Raw genomic sequence first — 16,373 nt, 5'->3', positions numbered from 1 at the left:
CTCTTGCTAAGCTAGTTGCAGGCTTAATATCTCCGGGCGGTTTTTACCGCCTGGTTTCATTTTAGGGATAGTCGCAATGAAAAAATCGGTCGTAGCGGTTGGAGTGATTGTAGCGTTAGGCGTGGTCTGGACGGGTGCCTCCTGGTTTACCGGGAAACAGCTGGAAAGCCGTCTGGCTGAGATGGTGGCGCAGGCTAACGGAGAAATTAAGCGCAGCGCGCCGGAGGCGGGTCTGGAGCTGAGCTATCAGAACTATCAGCGCGGCGTGTTTACCAGCCGTATGCAGCTGATGGTGAAGCCGGTGGCCGGTGCGGCAAACGGCTGGCTGAAGCCGGGCCAGAGCGTGGTGCTGGATGAAGTGGTAAGCCACGGTCCGCTGCCGCTGGCGCAGCTGAAGTCGTTTAACCTGATCCCGTCCATGGCGTCCGTTCATACCGTGCTGGTGAATAACGACGTCACTAAACCGCTGTTTGACCTGGCAAAGAATGAGTCACCTTTCGACATTAATACCCGTATTAGCTACTCCGGTGATACCAGCTCTGATATCGCGCTGAAAGCGCTGAACTACGAGAAAGAGAACGAGAAAGTCGCCTTCAGCGGCGGTCATTTCAAACTTGATGCAGATCGGGATGGCAACGTCTTCTCCATGACGGGTGAAGCGGAAAGTGGCCTGGTCAACGCCGTGAACGAATATAATCAGAAGGTTCAGCTCACCTTCAACAACCTGAAAGCCGACGGCAACAGCCGTATGACCGACTTTAAAGAGCGTATCGGCGACCAGAAGCTCTCCGTTGATAAGATTGCTATCGCAATTGAAGGGAAAGAGATGGCCGTGCTGGAAGGCATGGACGTTAACGGTAAATCCGACGTATCTAAAGACGGTAAGAGCATCAACACCCAGCTGGATTACACCCTGAAGAGCCTGAAAGTGCAGAATCAGGATCTGGGCACCGGCAAGCTGTCGCTGAAGATCGGCAATATCGACGGTCAGGCGTGGCACGAGTTTAGCCAGAAATACAGCAAAGAGAGCCAGGCGCTGCTGACCGACGCCGCGCTGCAGCAGAACCCTGAGGTGTACCAGCAGCAGGCGATGGCGGTGCTGTTCAATAACCTGCCGATCCTGCTGAAAGGCGAGCCGGTGGTCACCGTTGCGCCGCTGAGCTGGAAAAACAGCAAAGGCGAAACCAGCTTTAACCTGTCGCTGTTCCTGAAAGATCCTGCAGCCGCAACGGGTGAACCGCAGACGCTGGCGCAGGAAGTGGATCGTAGCGTGAAGTCGCTCGACAGCAAGCTAACCATCCCGATGGATATGGCGACCGAGTTTATGACCCAGATTGCGAAGCTGGAAGGCTACGGCGATGAAGATGCCGGCAAGCTGGCGAACCAGCAGGTGAAAGGTCTGGCGGCTATGGGCCAGATGTTCCGCATCACGAAGGTGGATAACAACACGATTTCTACCAGCCTGCAGTACGCCAACGGCCAGGTCACGCTCAATGGCGACAAAATGCCACTGGAAGAGTTTGTCGGCATGTTTGGTATGCCGACGCTGGGGATGCCGGAACCGGCTGAACCGGCTGAACCGGCTGAACCGGCAGCGCCAGCCGACCCGGCGGCACCGCAGCAGTAAACAACAAAACCCCTCGCATGAGGGGTTTTTTTATTACCGTTATCCCTTCCATCCCTGCAGGAAATCCAACAGCAGTGCGTTAACTTTCTCAGGCTGTTCCTCCTGAGGCAGATGGCCGCACTCGTCGATACCGTACGCCCGGAGGTTATCCGCCATTTCAGCCCAGACGCTTTGCATATCGAAGAGCTTGCCGACCGCATGAAAATCATTGCCCCACAGCGACATTACCGGACACGCGATTTTCACGTCAGCGTCGGCAAGATCCTGCGCCACATCTTCTGCGTTGGCGCGATAGTCAGCCATCGCGCCTCGCACAGCTCCGGGCGCCTGATACGCCCGAACATAGGTGTCAAACGCCTCGCCGCTGATGGTTGACGGATCGTAGGTCCAGTCCGAGAAAAAGTGGCGCAGCCAGATATTTTCTCGACCCGCAATCAGCGCTTCCGGGAGATCGGGCACGAGATGGAACAGGAAGAACCAGTATGCGCGGGCGATGGACGCATTCAAATCGCGCGCCACAATGCGCGTTGGCACGTTATCCATCACCACCAGACGATCCACCAGCTCAGGGTAATCTTTTGCGAACCGCGTCGCGACGCGCGCGCCGCGATCGTGCCCCACCAGCACCACCTTCTGTAAATCCAGCGCACGCATCAGCTCCCGGATGTCCCGCGCCATGTTCCGTTTATCATAGCCAGAAGCCGGTTTATCCGTTTCGCCATATCCTCGTAAATCCGGCGCGATTACGCGGTAGTGCCGGGACAATACCGGTATTTGGAAGCGCCAGGCATAGTTTGTTTCAGGAAAACCGTGCAGGAGAATAACCGGCGCGCCTTCACCCTCTTCAACCACAAACTGGCGGATGCCGTTTGCCGTTACGGTGTAACTTTTCATGGTCGTAACCTCACTTTATTTCAGCAGAGGCACGTTGGCCGCACGTTGATAAGGACCGTAATTTACAGGGTTCCAGCTATATCCCTGCTGCCAGGCGGTGATATGCCCAATACCGGGGAAAGGCAGATGCGCTGCAGCCATCCACTCACCGTCTTTCGCCAGCGCGTTAAACTCCTGCGCCCGGGACGAGATGGCTTTTTTCGAATCGACATCAAAGCGAATAGATACTTCAGGATGCGGGAACTGGACGGCAGGCGCATGGATCAGATCCCCAATGAAGTTAATAGCCGTTCCCTGGGACGCAAAGCGATAAACGGTACTGCCAGGCGTATGACCAACGGCATAGGCCGTCTGGACTTCCGGGATAGGCGAAGCTGGCGGAACGAAGGTTTTAAGGTGTCCTGACGCTTTATACTCAGATAACGCTTTTCGGGCGATAGCGAAATACTCCTTCGCATTAGCCGGAGCGCTCGCTTCTTTTGCCGGATCGAGCCAGTAATCGGCCTCCCCCTGCGGTACGTAGACGGTCGCATTGGGGAACAACGCTTTACCGTCCGCGTCGCTCAGGCCACAAACATGATCAAGATGAAGATGCGTCAGGAAAATGGTATCAACCTGCTCAGGGCGATAGCCTGATGCTTTCATATTGTTGACCAGCTGGCCGGCCGTTTGCGGCACGCAGTGTCCCGCTCCGCTGTCAATCATGACCAGATGTTTCCCGGTATTAACCAGGAAAGCGTTAAACGCGGTCGGCATGCGTTCAGCATCAATTTTATTCTGATCCAGCAGCTTACGAACCTTGTCGCCTGAAAGCCCGTGTAGTAATGACGGCGAAAGGTCATTATAGCCGTCGAACAGCGCCGTGACCTCGTATTCCCCTACCGCCAGACGATAATAGCCGGGGACCTGCTGTTTCACCTGCGCAGGTGCATCAGCCCAGGCGGCACTTACCAGGAACAGGCTGCTGAATGCCAGAACCGTTTTCAACTTTTTCATCTTCACTCCAGATTCATGTTTTCAGGATGTGAAGAGACTATGGCAGCACAACGATAAATACTGTAGATATGTACTTTGATAAGGCAGCGTAACGAAAAACGATATAATGAAGCTTGAAGACGTTGAAGTGTTTGTAGAAGCCATTAAGGCAGGTAGCCTGGCGGGCGCCGCGCGTCGGCTCTCAATGAGCGCCATGGCGGCGTCACGGTCTCTTAATAATCTTGAGGCTGAGCTGGGCGTCAGGCTGGTGCATCGCACCACGCGCTCCCTCTCACCCACGAGCGATGGGGAGGTTTTTTTGCCTCATGCACAGGCGTTGCTGGAAGATAAAAATAACGCGCTTGCCGATCTGTTTCCCGATGGTACGCACCTGTCCGGACGCCTTCGCATTACCGCCTCAGCGGCGTTTGGGCGCAAGATCGTCGCGCCAATGCTGCCGCTGTTTATGCAGCAACATCCGGCCCTGCAGGTCGACCTGCTGGCAACCGATGATCAGATTGATATTGTCGGGAAAGGCATAGACGTCGCGTTACGCATTGCCCCGCTGCGCGATAACCGGTTGGTTGCACACCGCATCTGTGATAATCCCCGCGAGCTTTGCGCCAGCGCGGAGTATCTGGCTGCGTACGGTTCACCGAAATTACTTAACGATCTGGCTGGACATAGCTGCCTGACCACCTCAGATACGACACACTGGTCATTTGAAAAGGGTGAACAGCGCTACAAGCAAAAGGTGTCAGGCCGATTCTCGGCTAACTCGATTGAGGCAATTTTCGAGGCTTGCCAGGGGGGACTCGGCATCGCAAATTTATCTCGCTGGTACGTAGAGCCTGCAATTACAGAGGGTAAACTCGTGCGGATCGTCCTTGAAGATGCTCAGCCGGAATCGCTGGCCATTTGGGCTGTTTACCCGACTTCTCGCCTGATCCCAGCAAAAGTGCGAAAATTTATAGAGGCACTGGAGACACAGCTGACGCTCAACCCGCTTACGCGGCAGAGCTGATTTACTTCACCGTCACCAGCCGTGCCGCCACAATCTGGTGCCCGGCCTGGACATCCGTATTGTCGATGCGCTGCATGATCCTGTCCGCCAGGGTATAGCCCATCTCCCGCGCTGGGGTCGTGGCCCAGACGATCGGCAGATCGTCCAGCGCGTTCTCACCAACATCGGCGAACGCCCCCAGCGCCACCTGGTGGCCGAAGAAGGTTTCAACGCCCCCTTCACCGCTCTGACGCCCGGCGCGGATCAGGCCAAACCACGCCCCCATGGCAATCACATCGTTGTAGCAAATTACGGCGCTGATCGTCGGGCTGCTTCGCAGCAGTGCCCCAATCGCTTCCGCCGCTTTCTTCTGGCTGGATTCGCACTCCACGACCCATTCACTGTGGAACGGCAGGCCGTATTTAATCAGCGTCGCGCAGTAGCCGCCGACCCGTTCGGCGCGCGTCAGGGACGAGCTTTTGCCGCCCAGCCAGGCAATGCGCTGATGGCCGCGACGAATAAGATGCTCGGTCAGCATTTGCGCAGCCTGCATGTTATCCGGGCGCAGCGTATCGGCTTCATCAAGGTAGCTGGCGCGTGAAGCAAACACCAGCGGCACGCCTTTTTCAGCGGCACGCTCGCACAGCTCGCTGCCCACGCCCGACGCCCCGGCGACGATCACCCCGTCCACTCCCTGATTCAGCAGCATATCGAGCCGGGAGAGAAGCTGCCCGGCCTCGCGCCCGCCGTGCAGCAGAAAGACCATCCGCCCCTGCGCTTCAAGGGCCTCGGTTAAGCCGGCGGTCAGCTCCGCATAGAACGGTGACGTCAGGTCACGGACAATCAGGCCAATCACCCCGCTTTGCCCGCCGCGCAGCGCCGACGCCTGGCGGTTTCGCACAAAGCCCAACTGCTCAACCGCCTCGTTCACCCGCTGACCGGTCGCGGGAGAGATGCGCCCTTTTCCGCTCAGTACCAGAGAAACGGTGCTGACGGAAACCCCCGCCGCCAGCGCGACATCGTTGATGGTGACTTTTTTCGCTACAGCCATGTGTCGGCGTGACTCCCTGAAATGAGATCGGTAAAACGTTTTATCAATACGTTATCTTTATACTACCAGTCAAAGCCTGAGAATGTGATTCAGCGCGCACTAAACTTTGATAAAACGTTTTATCTTCTCGCAGCATTGAAGCAGATAAACTGATTTTAACAATAAAGGAGTCGTTTTATGACGGCGAAAGCGGCACAAAAAATATCGCTGTGGGAGTTTTTCCAGCAACTGGGTAAAACCTTTATGCTCCCCGTGGCACTCCTCTCATTCTGCGGGATCATGCTCGGGATCGGCAGTTCGCTAAGCAGTAAAGACGTCATCACGCTGATCCCGTTCCTCGGTACCCCTGTGCTGCAGGCGATCTTTATCTGGATGAGTAAGGTCGGCTCCTTCGCGTTTAGCTTCCTGCCCGTGATGTTCTGCATCGCCATCCCGCTGGGCCTGGCCCGCGAGAACAAAGGCGTCGCGGCGTTTGCCGGGTTTGTGGGTTACGCCGTGATGAACCTGGCGGTTAACTTCTGGCTGACCGCGAAAGGCATTCTGCCGACCACCGACGCTGCCGTGCTGAAGGCTAACAACATCCAGAGCGTGATTGGTATCCAGTCTATTGATACCGGGATCCTCGGGGCGGTGATCGCGGGGGTCATTATCTGGATGCTGCACGAGCGCTTCCACAATATCCGCCTGCCGGATGCCCTGGCCTTCTTCGGCGGTACCCGCTTCGTGCCGATTGTCACTCTGGTGGTCATGGGTCTGTTCGGCCTGATCATTCCGCTGATCTGGCCGGTCTTTGCGATGGGCATCAACGGCATTGGCCGCATCATCAACGGCGCGGGCGATTTTGGTCCGATGATCTTTGGCACCGGCGAACGTCTGCTGCTGCCGTTTGGCCTGCAGCATATCCTGGTGGCCCTGATTCGCTTCACCGAAGCGGGCGGCACCATGGAAGTGTGCGGTCACGACGTGAGCGGTGCGCTGACCATCTTCCAGGCGCAGCTGAGCTGCCCGACCACCCACGGCTTCTCCGAAAGCGCCACCCGCTTCCTGTCTCAGGGCAAAATGCCGGCCTTCCTCGGCGGCCTGCCGGGTGCCGCGCTGGCGATGTACCACTGTGCGCGCCCGGAAAACCGTCATAAAATTAAAGGGCTGCTGATTTCCGGCGTGATTGCCTGCGTCGTCGGCGGCACCACCGAGCCTATCGAATTCCTGTTCCTGTTTGTTGCGCCGGTGCTGTATCTCATTCACGCGCTGCTGACCGGTCTGGGCTTCACCGTGATGGCGGTGCTGGGCGTCACCATCGGCAACACCGACGGTAACGTGATTGACTTCGTGGTGTTCGGGATCCTGCACGGTCTGTCCACCAAGTGGTATCTGGTGCCGGTCGTGGCGGCTATCTGGTTCGCGGTATACTACGGTATCTTCCGCTTCGCCATCACCCGCTTTAACCTGAAAACGCCGGGCCGCGATACCGATACGGCCACCAGCGTTGAGCAGGCGGTTACCGGTACCGTGGGCAAATCCGGGTATAACACCCCAGCCATTCTGGCGGCGCTGGGCGGTGCGGATAACATCACCTCACTGGACAACTGCATTACCCGCCTGCGCCTGTCGGTGGCGGATATGGCAAAAGTGGATACCAACGCCCTGAAGGCCAACCGGGCCATCGGCGTGGTACAATTAAACCAGCACAATTTGCAGGTAGTTATCGGCCCGCAGGTTCAGTCAGTGAAGGATGAGCTGGCCACCCTGATGCGAACAGTAGAAGCCTGATGCCTCAACCCCCTCTCATGAGGGGGTTTTACTTTAAGGATTTACGTCATGTTTGATTTTTCTACCGTCGTGGATCGACACGGCACCTGGTGTACGCAGTGGGACTACGTCGCCGACCGCTTTGGCGCGGCAGATCTGCTGCCCTTCACCATCTCAGATATGGATTTCGCCACCGCCCCCTGCATAACCGACGCGCTGCATCAGCGCATTAACCACGGCGTGCTGGGCTACAGCCGCTGGAAGAACGACGAGTTTCTCGCCTCCGTCGCGCACTGGTTCCGACAGCGCTTCAACAGCCCGATTGATACGGAAACCGTCGTTTATGGACCTTCCGTCATCTACATGGTGTCAGAGCTGATTCGCCTCTGGTCAAAGCCCGGTGACGGCGTGGTGGTTCACACCCCGGCGTACGATGCGTTTTTTAAGGCCATTGAGGGCAATGCGCGCCTTGTGGTGCCCGTTGAGATGGAGAAACAGGCGGCAGGCTGGCAGGGCAATATGGCGGCGCTTGAAGCGGCGCTGGCGAAATCGGAAAACAAAATTTTGCTACTGTGCAGCCCGCAAAACCCAACCGGAAAAGTATGGACGCGGGAAGAATTGACCCATATGGCGGAGCTTTGCGCACGCTATGACGTGGCGGTTATCAGCGATGAAATTCATATGGACATGGTGTGGGGCGCGCATCGCCACACCCCGTGGAACGCGGTGGCGCGCGGCAAATGGGCGCTTCTCACCTCCGGCTCGAAAAGCTTTAATATTCCGGCGCTGACGGGCGCATATGGCCTGATTGGCGATGAAGAGAGCCGCGACGGCTATCTCAGCGCGCTAAAAGGCCGGGATGGACTCTCTTCTCCTTCCGTACTGGCGCTGACGGCCCATATTGCCGCCTACCAGCAGGGAGAGCCGTGGCTGGATGCCTTACGGCGTTATCTGGAGGAGAATCTTCTGTACGTCGCGCATGAAGTAAACAGTGCTTTTCCGAAACTGAACTGGCAGCCGCCGGAAGCAACCTATCTGGCCTGGATCGACCTGCGCCCGCTGAACATTGACGACAGAGCGCTGCAAAAAGTGCTGATCGAGCAGCAAAAGGTCGCCATCATGCCGGGATACACGTACGGAAACGAAGGTAACGGCTTCGTACGGCTAAACGCCGGCTGTCCGCGCAGCAAGCTGGAACAAGGGGTTCAGCGCCTCATCGCCGGGATCAACACGCTGCTGTAATTTGTTTGCGCAACGGAATTTTCCCTTGCGCAAATAGCTTTTTACCCCGTTTTGTTTTTATAATATGGCGCACTTTAACCAGAAAAGAGTGCGACCATGATTGATACACGCCTGCCTTTAACTGATATTCATCGTCACCTTGACGGTAACATTCGTGCCCAAACCATCCTCGATCTTGGCCGCCAGTTCAATTTAACGCTTCCTGCGCAGACGCTTGAGTCGCTGATCCCTCACGTACAGGTGACCTCCAATGAACCGGATCTGGTCAGCTTCCTGAGCAAGCTCGACTGGGGCGTGAAGATGCTGGCCTCGCTGGATGCCTGTCGCCGCGTGGCGTTTGAGAACATTGAAGATGCGGCACGTAACGGCCTGCATTACGTCGAGCTGCGCTTCTCGCCGGGCTACATGGCGATGACCCACAGCCTGCCCGTTGCAGGCGTGGTGGAAGCCGTCATTGAAGGCGTCCGCGAAGGGTGTAAAACCTTCGACGTTCAGGCCCGTCTTATCGGTATTATGAGCCGTACGTTCGGTGAAGCCGCCTGCCTGCAGGAGCTGGAAGCGCTGCTGGCCCATCGCGATGCCATCACCGCCGTCGACCTCGCCGGTGACGAGCTGGGCTTCCCCGGCAGCCTGTTCCTCTCCCACTTCAACCGCGCGCGCGATGCCGGCTGGCACATTACCGTGCATGCGGGGGAAGCAGCGGGCCCGGAAAGCATCTGGCAGGCCATCCGCGAGCTGGGCGCCGAGCGTATCGGCCACGGCGTGAAGGCGGTAGAAGATCGCGCCCTGATGGATTTCCTGGCGGAGCAGCGTATCGGGATTGAGTCATGCCTGACGTCCAACATTCAGACCAGCACCGTGGCAACGCTGGCGCAGCATCCGCTGAAAACGTTCCTTGAGCACGGCGTGCTGGCCTCGCTAAACACGGACGATCCGGCGGTCCAGGGCGTGGATATCATCCACGAGTACAACATTGCGGCACCGCAGGCAGGTCTGACCCGCGAGCAGATCCGTCAGGCGCAGGTTAATGGGCTGGAAATAGCCTTCCTGACGCCTGCAGAGAAGCAGGCGCTGCGAGATAAAGTGGCGCGCGGTTAACGCGCTGCCGGGTAGCGCTGGCGCTTACCCGGCTTACAAAAATTATGCCAGACAAAGCGTTGCGCGATGTTTGGCAGATTCAATCCCCAGCTCAATCAGTTCCATAATCTGAATCGCCTGGCTGGCCGGAACCGGGTTTTCCCCCGTTCCGTTCAGCGCATCGCGGATGGCTGCATAATAAGCCGGATAGTTACCCGGTATCGTCAGCAGCGTTTCTTCGACCCGTTCCTCACCTTCTGCCCGCGTCACGACGCCGTCGCGCATATCATAACCCCAGTCTTCCTGCGGCAGACGTTCACCGTTTTTAAGCCGGTCTTCCTGCGGATCGAGGCCGAACTTCACGTAGCTCCCGCGCGTGCCGTGAATGATATAGCGGGCAGATTCCGCAGCCGCGACCATCGTGCCGTGCAGCACAACCCGGCGCTGCGGGTAACTGAGCACCGCGTGGAAGTAATCGGTTGTCTGTGCCCCTGGCCTGAGCTGGGCCAGATCGACCGTCATGCTCACCGGCAGACCAAACAGATTAACGGCCTGGTCCAGCAGATGCGGGGCTAAATCGTACCAGATGCCGCTGCCCGGACCGGCCTGCTCGCGCCAGCGGTTTCTTACCTGCGGGCGAAAGCGGTCAAAGTGCGATTCAAAAAAAACGATCTCCCCTAACGTACCCTCACCGAGAAGCGTTTTTACCGTCAGAAAATCGCTGTCCCAGCGGCGGTTATGGAAAACGGACAGCACCCTTCCCAGGCTTTTTGCCAGCGCCTCCAGTTCACGCGCCTGTGACAACGTCACGGTGAAGGGTTTATCAACAATGACGTGCTTTCCCGCTTCCAGCGCGGCTTTCGCCAGCGGGAAGTGCGTGTCGTTAGGCGTGGGGATAACAATTAAATCGATATTCGGATCGTTGAAGAGATGTTTTGGCTCAGAGACAACCGGCACAGAGGGCCAGTCAGCGTGGACTTTAGCAGCGTCGCTGCTGGATACCGCAGCCAGCGCCATCCCCGGCGTCCCGGCTATCAGAGGCGCATGAAACGTTTTGCTCGCGTACCCGTAGCCTATAAGCCCGACGCGGATGTTATCACTCATCGTGTTGTCCTCTTTTTGCGTTTCTTATTTCATACTGGCCTGTCTGGCATTGCCCTCATTAATAATGAGCCATGGCGCTTAAAATAGCAGGCTGTAGCGGTTATTTTTGTTACATAGTATTAACCTTCTGATTTTGTTTAAGGGAATCGTTCCCAAAGCGCTTGCCGTCAGAGAAACAGCGCTGTAACATTTGCGCCCTGTATTTATGGATAAATTACAACAGCAAATCATGGCATCAATTATTAATCGAATCATTGAATTAGCGGGATGGATTGTTCTTGGGGTTTCGGTCATTTTGCTCGGCGTAGCCAGCCATATTGATAACTACCAGCCGCCGGAGCCTGCTGCCGTCACCCATCCTAAGTAACCGGTTGCTGCGATAAAGAGTGACATAATATGTCAGTTTCATATTGCCAGCCCTGGTGAACGCGGTTAACCTTCTCTTCCAGGCATCGCCTTCGGTGCCTGAATTTCAGCAAAGAAAACTCCTAATTTCGTCGCGTTACCTGAGTGGGCTGTTTACGTCTTTATTAATCCGTTTATTATTCGACCGAATTACCTTAACTGGTATTACTCACTTTTATATGGAAACTTATTAATATGACAGTTCAGGACTATTTATTAAAATTTCGCAAGATCAATTCGCTTGAGAGCCTGGAAAAACTGTTTGACCATCTGAACTACACCCTGTCGGATAATCAGGACATTATCAATATGTATCGCGCCGCTGACCACCGCCGTGCGGAGCTGGTCTCCGGCGGACGCTTGTTCAACGTCGGCGAGGTGCCGAAGTCCGTATGGCGCTACGTTTTATAAGAAAGTAGCCATCCGCGCGAAATGTTATATACTCTCCGCCCTGCAAACTGGCTGTACAACATTTCGCGCAGATAATGGGAGAGTTCATGACCGCAACGCCTGGAGAACGCATCGGAGGCTGGTTAATCGCCCCACTGGCATGGCTGCTGGTTGCCTTATTAAGCGCATCGCTTGCGCTGCTGCTTTATACCACCGCATTGATTACCCCTCACGCCATCCAGACCCTGATGTCGCAAAGCGTGCTGAATATAGCTATGTGGTTTGTGTCGTTCGTTTTCGCGATTGGGATGTGGTACTACACCCTGTGGCTGACCATCGCCTTCTTTAAGCGCCGCAAGAGCGTGCCTAAGCACTATATTATCTGGCTGCTCATTTCGGTTCTGCTGGCGGTTAAAGCGTTTGCTTTCTCGCCCGTGTCTGACGCGCTTGCTGTCCGCCAGCTGCTTTTCCCGTTACTGGCTGCGGCGCTGCTGGTGCCCTATTTCAAGCGTTCAACGCGTGTGAAAAACACCTTCGTGAACCCGTAATAACCTTACAGATAACCTGTTGTCGCCTGACCCGGTTTGTCCGATAATAGGCGGCTTTTTTATTTCAGGCTAAATAATGACCGATTACTTACTGCTCTTTGTCGGCACCGTGCTGGTTAACAACTTCGTTCTGGTGAAGTTCCTTGGCCTGTGTCCGTTTATGGGCGTGTCCAAGAAGCTGGAAACGGCGATGGGCATGGGGCTGGCGACGACCTTTGTCATGACGATGGCGTCTATCTGCGCGTGGTTGATTGACACCTGGATCCTTATCCCGCTGGGGTTAATCTATCTCCGTACGCTGGCATTTATTCTGGTCATTGCGGTTGTGGTGCAATTTACTGAAATGGTGGTGCGTAAAACCAGCCCGGCGCTCTATCGCCTGCTGGGTATCTTCCTGCCGTTGATCACCACCAACTGCGCGGTACTCGGCGTGGCGCTGCTGAACATCAACCTTGGGCATAACTTTATGCAGTCGGCGCTGTACGGTTTTTCCGCCGCCGTCGGTTTCTCCTTTGTTATGGTTCTGTTCGCGTCGATTCGCGAACGTCTGGCGGCAGCGGACATCCCTGCGCCATTTCGCGGTAATGCCATTGCGCTGGTCACCGCGGGTTTAATGTCTCTGGCCTTTATGGGCTTTAGTGGTCTGGTGAAGTTGTAATGAATGCTATCTGGATTGCCATCGCCTCTATCAGCGTCCTGGGGTTGGTGTTTGGCCTTATCCTGGGCTACGCCTCCCGCCGTTTCGCGGTAGAGGACGATCCTGTTGTTGAAAAAATTGATGAGCTTTTGCCGCAAAGTCAGTGCGGGCAGTGCGGCTACCCGGGCTGCCGCCCTTACGCTGAAGCGGTAGGGATTCAGGGTGAAAAAATTAACCGCTGTGCGCCCGGCGGCGAAGCGGTAATGCTGAAAATTGCCGCCCTGCTTAACGTAGATCCGCAGCCCGTAGATGGCGATGCGGAGGTGCAGGAGCCGGTTCGCGCCCTCGCCGTGATCGACGAAGCAAACTGCATCGGCTGCACCAAATGTATTCAGGCCTGCCCGGTTGACGCCATTGTCGGCGCGACCCGCGCCATGCACACCGTTGTGGCGGATCTGTGCACCGGCTGTAACCTCTGCGTGGCCCCCTGCCCGACGCAATGTATTGAGCTGCGCCCGGTTGAAACGACTACCGAAAGCTGGAAGTGGGATCTTCAAACCATTCCGGTTCGCAATATTCCTGTGGAACAACATGCTTAAGTTATTTTCTGCTTTCAGAAAAGAGAAGATTTGGGACTTTGACGGCGGGATCCATCCGCCGGAGATGAAAACCCAGTCCAACGGCACGCCGCTGCGTCAAATTCCGCTGGCTACCCGTTTCGTCATGCCGCTCAAGCAGCATATTGGCGCTGAGGGCGAGCTGTGCGTGAAAGAAGGCGATACGGTCCTGCGCGGTCAGCCGCTGACCTTTGGCCGTGGACGTATGCTGCCGATTCACGCCCCAACATCCGGTAAAGTGGTGGCGATTGCCCCTCATACGGTGGCGCATCCGTCCGCGCTGTCGGAACTGAGCGTGATTATTGAAGCCGACGGCGAAGATCGCTGGATTGACCGTGACGGCTGGAGCGACTACCGCAGCCAGAGTCGCGAAGCGCTTATCGAGCGTATTCATCAGTACGGCGTCGCGGGGCTCGGCGGCGCGGGCTTCCCGACCGGCGTCAAGCTGCGCGGCGGCGGCGATAACATTCAGACATTGATTATCAATGCCGCCGAGTGCGAGCCGTATATCACCGCTGACGATCGTCTGATGCAGGATTGCGCCGCCCAGGTGGTGGAAGGCATCCGCATCCTCGCGCACATCTTACAGCCGCGAGAAGTGTTGATTGGTATTGAAGACAATAAACCGCAGGCTATCTCAATGCTGCGCGCCGTGCTGGCCGGTAGCCATGATATCGCCCTGCGCGTCATTCCGACCAAGTACCCTTCTGGCGGCGCAAAACAGCTGACGCAAATCCTCACCGGAAAGCAGGTGCCGCATGGCGGACGCTCGTCGGATATCGGCGTACTGATGCAAAACGTCGGAACCGCTTACGCCGTGAAGCGCGCGGTGATTGACGGCGAGCCGTTGACCGAACGCGTGGTGACGCTGACCGGAGAGTCGGTCTCTCGTCCGGGCAACGTCTGGGCACGTCTTGGTACGCCGGTGCGCCACCTGCTGGAACAGGCTGAATTTTGCCCGGCCAGCGACCAGATGGTGATCATGGGCGGCCCGCTGATGGGCTTTACCCTGCCGTGGCTCGATGTCCCGGTAGTGAAAATCACCAACTGTCTGCTTGCCCCTTCCCCGACTGAGATGGGCGAGGAGCAGGAAGAGAAAGGCTGCATCCGCTGCAGCGCCTGTGCCGATGCCTGCCCGGCGGATCTGCTCCCGCAGCAGCTGTACTGGTACAGCAAAGGCCAGCTGCACGATAAAGCCAAAGCCCATAACCTGGCCGACTGCATCGAATGCGGCGCCTGCGCCTGGGTCTGTCCAAGCAACATTCCGCTGGTGCAGTACTTCCGCCAGGAGAAGGCCGAGATTTATGCCATCTCCATGGAAGAAAAACGCGCCGCGGAAGCCAGGGCTCGCTTCGAAGCGCGCCAGGCGCGTCTCGAACGTGAGAAGATGGCTCGTCAGGAGCGACATAAGCAGGCCGCCGTTCAGCCTGCCGAAAAAGATCAGGATGCGATTAACGCCGCCCTGGCACGCGTTCGCGAGAAAAAAGCCAATGCCGCCCAGACGCTGGTGATCCAGGCCGGTGAAAAACCGGATAACAGCGAAGCGATTGCCGCCCGCGAAGCACGTAAGGCTGCGGCCCGCGCCCGCCAGGCGGAAAAAGCGCAAACGGCGCAGCCGGAAACTGAAGTCGATCCACGCAAAGCTGCCGTTGAAGCGGCCATTGCCCGCGCCAAAGCCCGCAAGGCCGGGGAGCAGCAGGTAGTGGTTGAACAGGAAGCGGTCGATCCGCGTAAAGCCGCCGTTGAAGCCGCAATTGCCCGCGCCAAAGCGCGCAAAGCGGCGCAGCAGGCGCCTGCCGCAGAACCCGAAGCTCTGGTCGACCCGCGTAAAGCCGCCGTTGAAGCCGCGATTGCTCGCGCCAAAGCGCGTAAAGCGGCACAGCAGGAAGAGCAGCCGCAGGCCGCAAACGACGACCCGCGCAAGGCCGCCGTCGCGGCCGCGATCGCGCGCGTTCAGGCGAAGAAAGCCGCACAGCAAGCCGTAAACGAGGATTAAATGGTTTTCAGAATCGCAAGTTCCCCTTACACCCACAACCAGCGTCAGACCTCGCGCATCATGATGCTGGTCTGCCTGGCCGCGCTGCCGGGCATTGCCGTTCAGTGCTGGTTTTTCGGCTGGGGAACCCTGTTCCAGATAGCCCTGGGCTGTTCCAGCGCCATAGCAGCAGAGGCTCTCGTGCTGAAGCTGCGCAAGATGGCCGTTTCACGCATCCTGGCCGACAACTCCGCGCTGCTGACTGGCCTGCTGCTGGCCATCAGTATTCCGCCGTTTGCCCCGTGGTGGATGGTGGTACTTGGTACCGTGTTTGCCGTAATTATTGCTAAACAGCTGTATGGCGGGCTGGGCCATAACCCGTTTAATCCGGCGATGATTGGCTACGTGGTGCTGCTGATCTCTTTCCCGGTGCAGATGACCAGCTGGCTCCCTCCGCACGAGATTGCGGCCACGGTTCCGGGCTTTATGGATGCCCTGCACGTGATCTTTACCGGCCATACGGCGCTGGGGGCTGATATGAATGCGCTGCGTATGGGCGTGGACGGCATCAGCCAGGCGACGCCTCTCGATACCTTCAAAACGTCCCTGCATGCCGGGCACAGCATTGAGCAGACCATGAAATCCGCTATCTACAGCGGCATGCTGGCGGGCGCGGGCTGGCAGTGGGTCAACCTGGCGTATCTGCTGGGCGGCCTGTTCCTGCTGCAGCAGAAAGCCATTCGCTGGCATATTCCGGTGAGCTTCCTCGTGACGCTGGCGGTCTGCGCCACGCTGGGCTGGCTCTTCTCTCCTGAATTACTGGCCAGCCCGCAGATGCATTTGCTTTCCGGTGCGACCATGCTGGGTGCCTTCTTTATCCTGACGGATCCGGTTACGGCATCTACGACTAACCGCGGCCGTCTGATCTTCGGCGCGCTGGCCGGGCTGCTGGTGTGGCTTATTCGCAGCTTTGGCGGATACCCGGACGGCGTGGCGTTTGCCGTGCTGCTTGCCAACATTACCGTTCCGCTCATCGACTATTACACGCGCCCCCGCGTGTACGGCCATCGCTAAGGGTT

At 57.2% G+C, this 16,373-nt stretch carries 16 protein-coding genes; 12 read left to right on the top strand and 4 right to left on the bottom strand.

What is annotated here, in order from left to right; all coding sequences use genetic code 11:
* The first annotated feature begins 76 nt into the window (after positions 1-76).
* Positions 77-1,627, top strand: coding sequence for a YdgA family protein (locus AC4ICF_RS10350; protein ID WP_316378993.1), 1,551 nt, complete (start codon positions 77-79; stop codon positions 1,625-1,627).
* Positions 1,628-1,666: 39 nt separating this feature from the next.
* Here the strand turns inward: AC4ICF_RS10350 and AC4ICF_RS10345 are convergent, their stop codons facing one another.
* Positions 1,667-2,521 (bottom strand): alpha/beta fold hydrolase, encoded by an 855-nt coding sequence (locus AC4ICF_RS10345; RefSeq protein ID WP_192981499.1) that lies wholly within the window; start codon positions 2,519-2,521, stop codon positions 1,667-1,669.
* Positions 2,522-2,536: 15 nt separating this feature from the next.
* Positions 2,537-3,517: an MBL fold metallo-hydrolase gene (locus AC4ICF_RS10340; RefSeq protein WP_316378992.1), complete on the bottom strand. Its 981-nt coding sequence runs from the start codon at positions 3,515-3,517 to the stop codon at positions 2,537-2,539.
* A gap of 106 nt (positions 3,518-3,623) precedes the next feature.
* Here AC4ICF_RS10340 and AC4ICF_RS10335 point away from each other — a divergent pair, with 106 nt between their 5' ends.
* A complete protein-coding gene (locus AC4ICF_RS10335) occupies positions 3,624-4,520 on the top strand; it encodes a LysR family transcriptional regulator (RefSeq protein ID WP_316378991.1) in 897 nt (298 codons plus the stop codon).
* A gap of 1 nt (position 4,521) precedes the next feature.
* Here the strand turns inward: AC4ICF_RS10335 and AC4ICF_RS10330 are convergent, their stop codons facing one another.
* Entirely contained in the window at positions 4,522-5,550 is a 1,029-nt protein-coding gene (locus AC4ICF_RS10330; protein WP_116340342.1) for a Mal regulon transcriptional regulator MalI, read from the bottom strand.
* Positions 5,551-5,727: 177 nt separating this feature from the next.
* Between AC4ICF_RS10330 and malX the strand changes: the two genes are divergently transcribed.
* The 3 genes from malX to add all read left to right on the top strand — a co-directional run bounded on the left by malX (position 5,728) and on the right by add (position 9,639).
* On the top strand, positions 5,728-7,320 hold the full coding sequence (malX, locus tag AC4ICF_RS10325; RefSeq protein WP_116340344.1) for a maltose/glucose-specific PTS transporter subunit IIBC: 1,593 nt from the start codon (positions 5,728-5,730) through the stop codon (positions 7,318-7,320).
* Between the two features lie 48 nt (positions 7,321-7,368).
* Entirely contained in the window at positions 7,369-8,541 is a 1,173-nt protein-coding gene (locus tag AC4ICF_RS10320; protein WP_316378990.1) for a MalY/PatB family protein, read from the top strand.
* Between the two features lie 96 nt (positions 8,542-8,637).
* A complete protein-coding gene (gene add, locus AC4ICF_RS10315; RefSeq protein ID WP_316378989.1) occupies positions 8,638-9,639 on the top strand; it encodes an adenosine deaminase in 1,002 nt (333 codons plus the stop codon).
* A 42-nt stretch (positions 9,640-9,681) separates the two neighbouring features.
* Here add and AC4ICF_RS10310 read toward each other — a convergent pair whose 3' ends face one another.
* A complete protein-coding gene (locus AC4ICF_RS10310) occupies positions 9,682-10,722 on the bottom strand; it encodes an oxidoreductase (protein ID WP_316378988.1) in 1,041 nt (346 codons plus the stop codon).
* A 241-nt stretch (positions 10,723-10,963) separates the two neighbouring features.
* Between AC4ICF_RS10310 and blr the strand changes: the two genes are divergently transcribed.
* From blr to rsxD, 7 genes are all read left to right on the top strand, one after another.
* Positions 10,964-11,089: a division septum protein Blr gene (blr, locus tag AC4ICF_RS10305; RefSeq protein WP_168733269.1), complete on the top strand. Its 126-nt coding sequence runs from the start codon at positions 10,964-10,966 to the stop codon at positions 11,087-11,089.
* 233 nt (positions 11,090-11,322) lie between these two features.
* Entirely contained in the window at positions 11,323-11,538 is a 216-nt protein-coding gene (gene ydgT, locus AC4ICF_RS10300) for a transcription modulator YdgT (RefSeq protein WP_013096896.1), read from the top strand.
* An 86-nt stretch (positions 11,539-11,624) separates the two neighbouring features.
* Entirely contained in the window at positions 11,625-12,065 is a 441-nt protein-coding gene (locus AC4ICF_RS10295) for a DUF2569 domain-containing protein (RefSeq protein ID WP_023311379.1), read from the top strand.
* A 76-nt stretch (positions 12,066-12,141) separates the two neighbouring features.
* Positions 12,142-12,723, top strand: coding sequence for an electron transport complex subunit RsxA (gene rsxA / locus AC4ICF_RS10290; RefSeq protein ID WP_014883581.1), 582 nt, complete (start codon positions 12,142-12,144; stop codon positions 12,721-12,723).
* Entirely contained in the window at positions 12,723-13,301 is a 579-nt protein-coding gene (rsxB, locus tag AC4ICF_RS10285) for an electron transport complex subunit RsxB (RefSeq protein WP_028012918.1), read from the top strand. The genes rsxA and rsxB overlap by 1 nt, the downstream gene beginning before the upstream one ends.
* Positions 13,294-15,315 carry an electron transport complex subunit RsxC gene (gene rsxC / locus AC4ICF_RS10280; protein ID WP_474482730.1) on the top strand — a complete coding sequence of 674 codons (2,022 nt, stop codon included), beginning with the start codon at positions 13,294-13,296 and terminating at the stop codon, positions 15,313-15,315. Before rsxB ends, rsxC begins: the two co-directional genes overlap by 8 nt.
* A complete protein-coding gene (gene rsxD / locus AC4ICF_RS10275; protein ID WP_316378986.1) occupies positions 15,316-16,368 on the top strand; it encodes an electron transport complex subunit RsxD in 1,053 nt (350 codons plus the stop codon). It begins immediately after the preceding gene.
* The last annotated feature ends 5 nt before the right edge of the window (positions 16,369-16,373 follow it).

The organism is Enterobacter sp. ECC_219_Taxon_10 (assembly GCF_058354905.1).
Note: the sequence above shows the minus strand (reverse complement) of the source record. Positions and strands in the feature narration are given on the sequence as shown.

Coding starts and splice junctions, on each gene's coding strand:
- AC4ICF_RS10310 (WP_316378988.1), bottom strand. CDS start 10,722: ATGAGTGATAACATCCGCGTCGGGCTTATAGGCTACGGGTACGCGAGC.
- malX (WP_116340344.1), top strand. CDS start 5,728: ATGACGGCGAAAGCGGCACAAAAAATATCGCTGTGGGAGTTTTTCCAG.
- rsxD (WP_316378986.1), top strand. CDS start 15,316: ATGGTTTTCAGAATCGCAAGTTCCCCTTACACCCACAACCAGCGTCAG.
- AC4ICF_RS10340 (WP_316378992.1), bottom strand. CDS start 3,517: ATGAAAAAGTTGAAAACGGTTCTGGCATTCAGCAGCCTGTTCCTGGTA.
- rsxC (WP_474482730.1), top strand. CDS start 13,294: ATGCTTAAGTTATTTTCTGCTTTCAGAAAAGAGAAGATTTGGGACTTT.
- rsxA (WP_014883581.1), top strand. CDS start 12,142: ATGACCGATTACTTACTGCTCTTTGTCGGCACCGTGCTGGTTAACAAC.
- add (WP_316378989.1), top strand. CDS start 8,638: ATGATTGATACACGCCTGCCTTTAACTGATATTCATCGTCACCTTGAC.
- AC4ICF_RS10335 (WP_316378991.1), top strand. CDS start 3,624: ATGAAGCTTGAAGACGTTGAAGTGTTTGTAGAAGCCATTAAGGCAGGT.
- rsxB (WP_028012918.1), top strand. CDS start 12,723: ATGAATGCTATCTGGATTGCCATCGCCTCTATCAGCGTCCTGGGGTTG.
- AC4ICF_RS10330 (WP_116340342.1), bottom strand. CDS start 5,550: ATGGCTGTAGCGAAAAAAGTCACCATCAACGATGTCGCGCTGGCGGCG.
- AC4ICF_RS10345 (WP_192981499.1), bottom strand. CDS start 2,521: ATGAAAAGTTACACCGTAACGGCAAACGGCATCCGCCAGTTTGTGGTT.
- AC4ICF_RS10350 (WP_316378993.1), top strand. CDS start 77: ATGAAAAAATCGGTCGTAGCGGTTGGAGTGATTGTAGCGTTAGGCGTG.
- AC4ICF_RS10320 (WP_316378990.1), top strand. CDS start 7,369: ATGTTTGATTTTTCTACCGTCGTGGATCGACACGGCACCTGGTGTACG.
- AC4ICF_RS10295 (WP_023311379.1), top strand. CDS start 11,625: ATGACCGCAACGCCTGGAGAACGCATCGGAGGCTGGTTAATCGCCCCA.
- ydgT (WP_013096896.1), top strand. CDS start 11,323: ATGACAGTTCAGGACTATTTATTAAAATTTCGCAAGATCAATTCGCTT.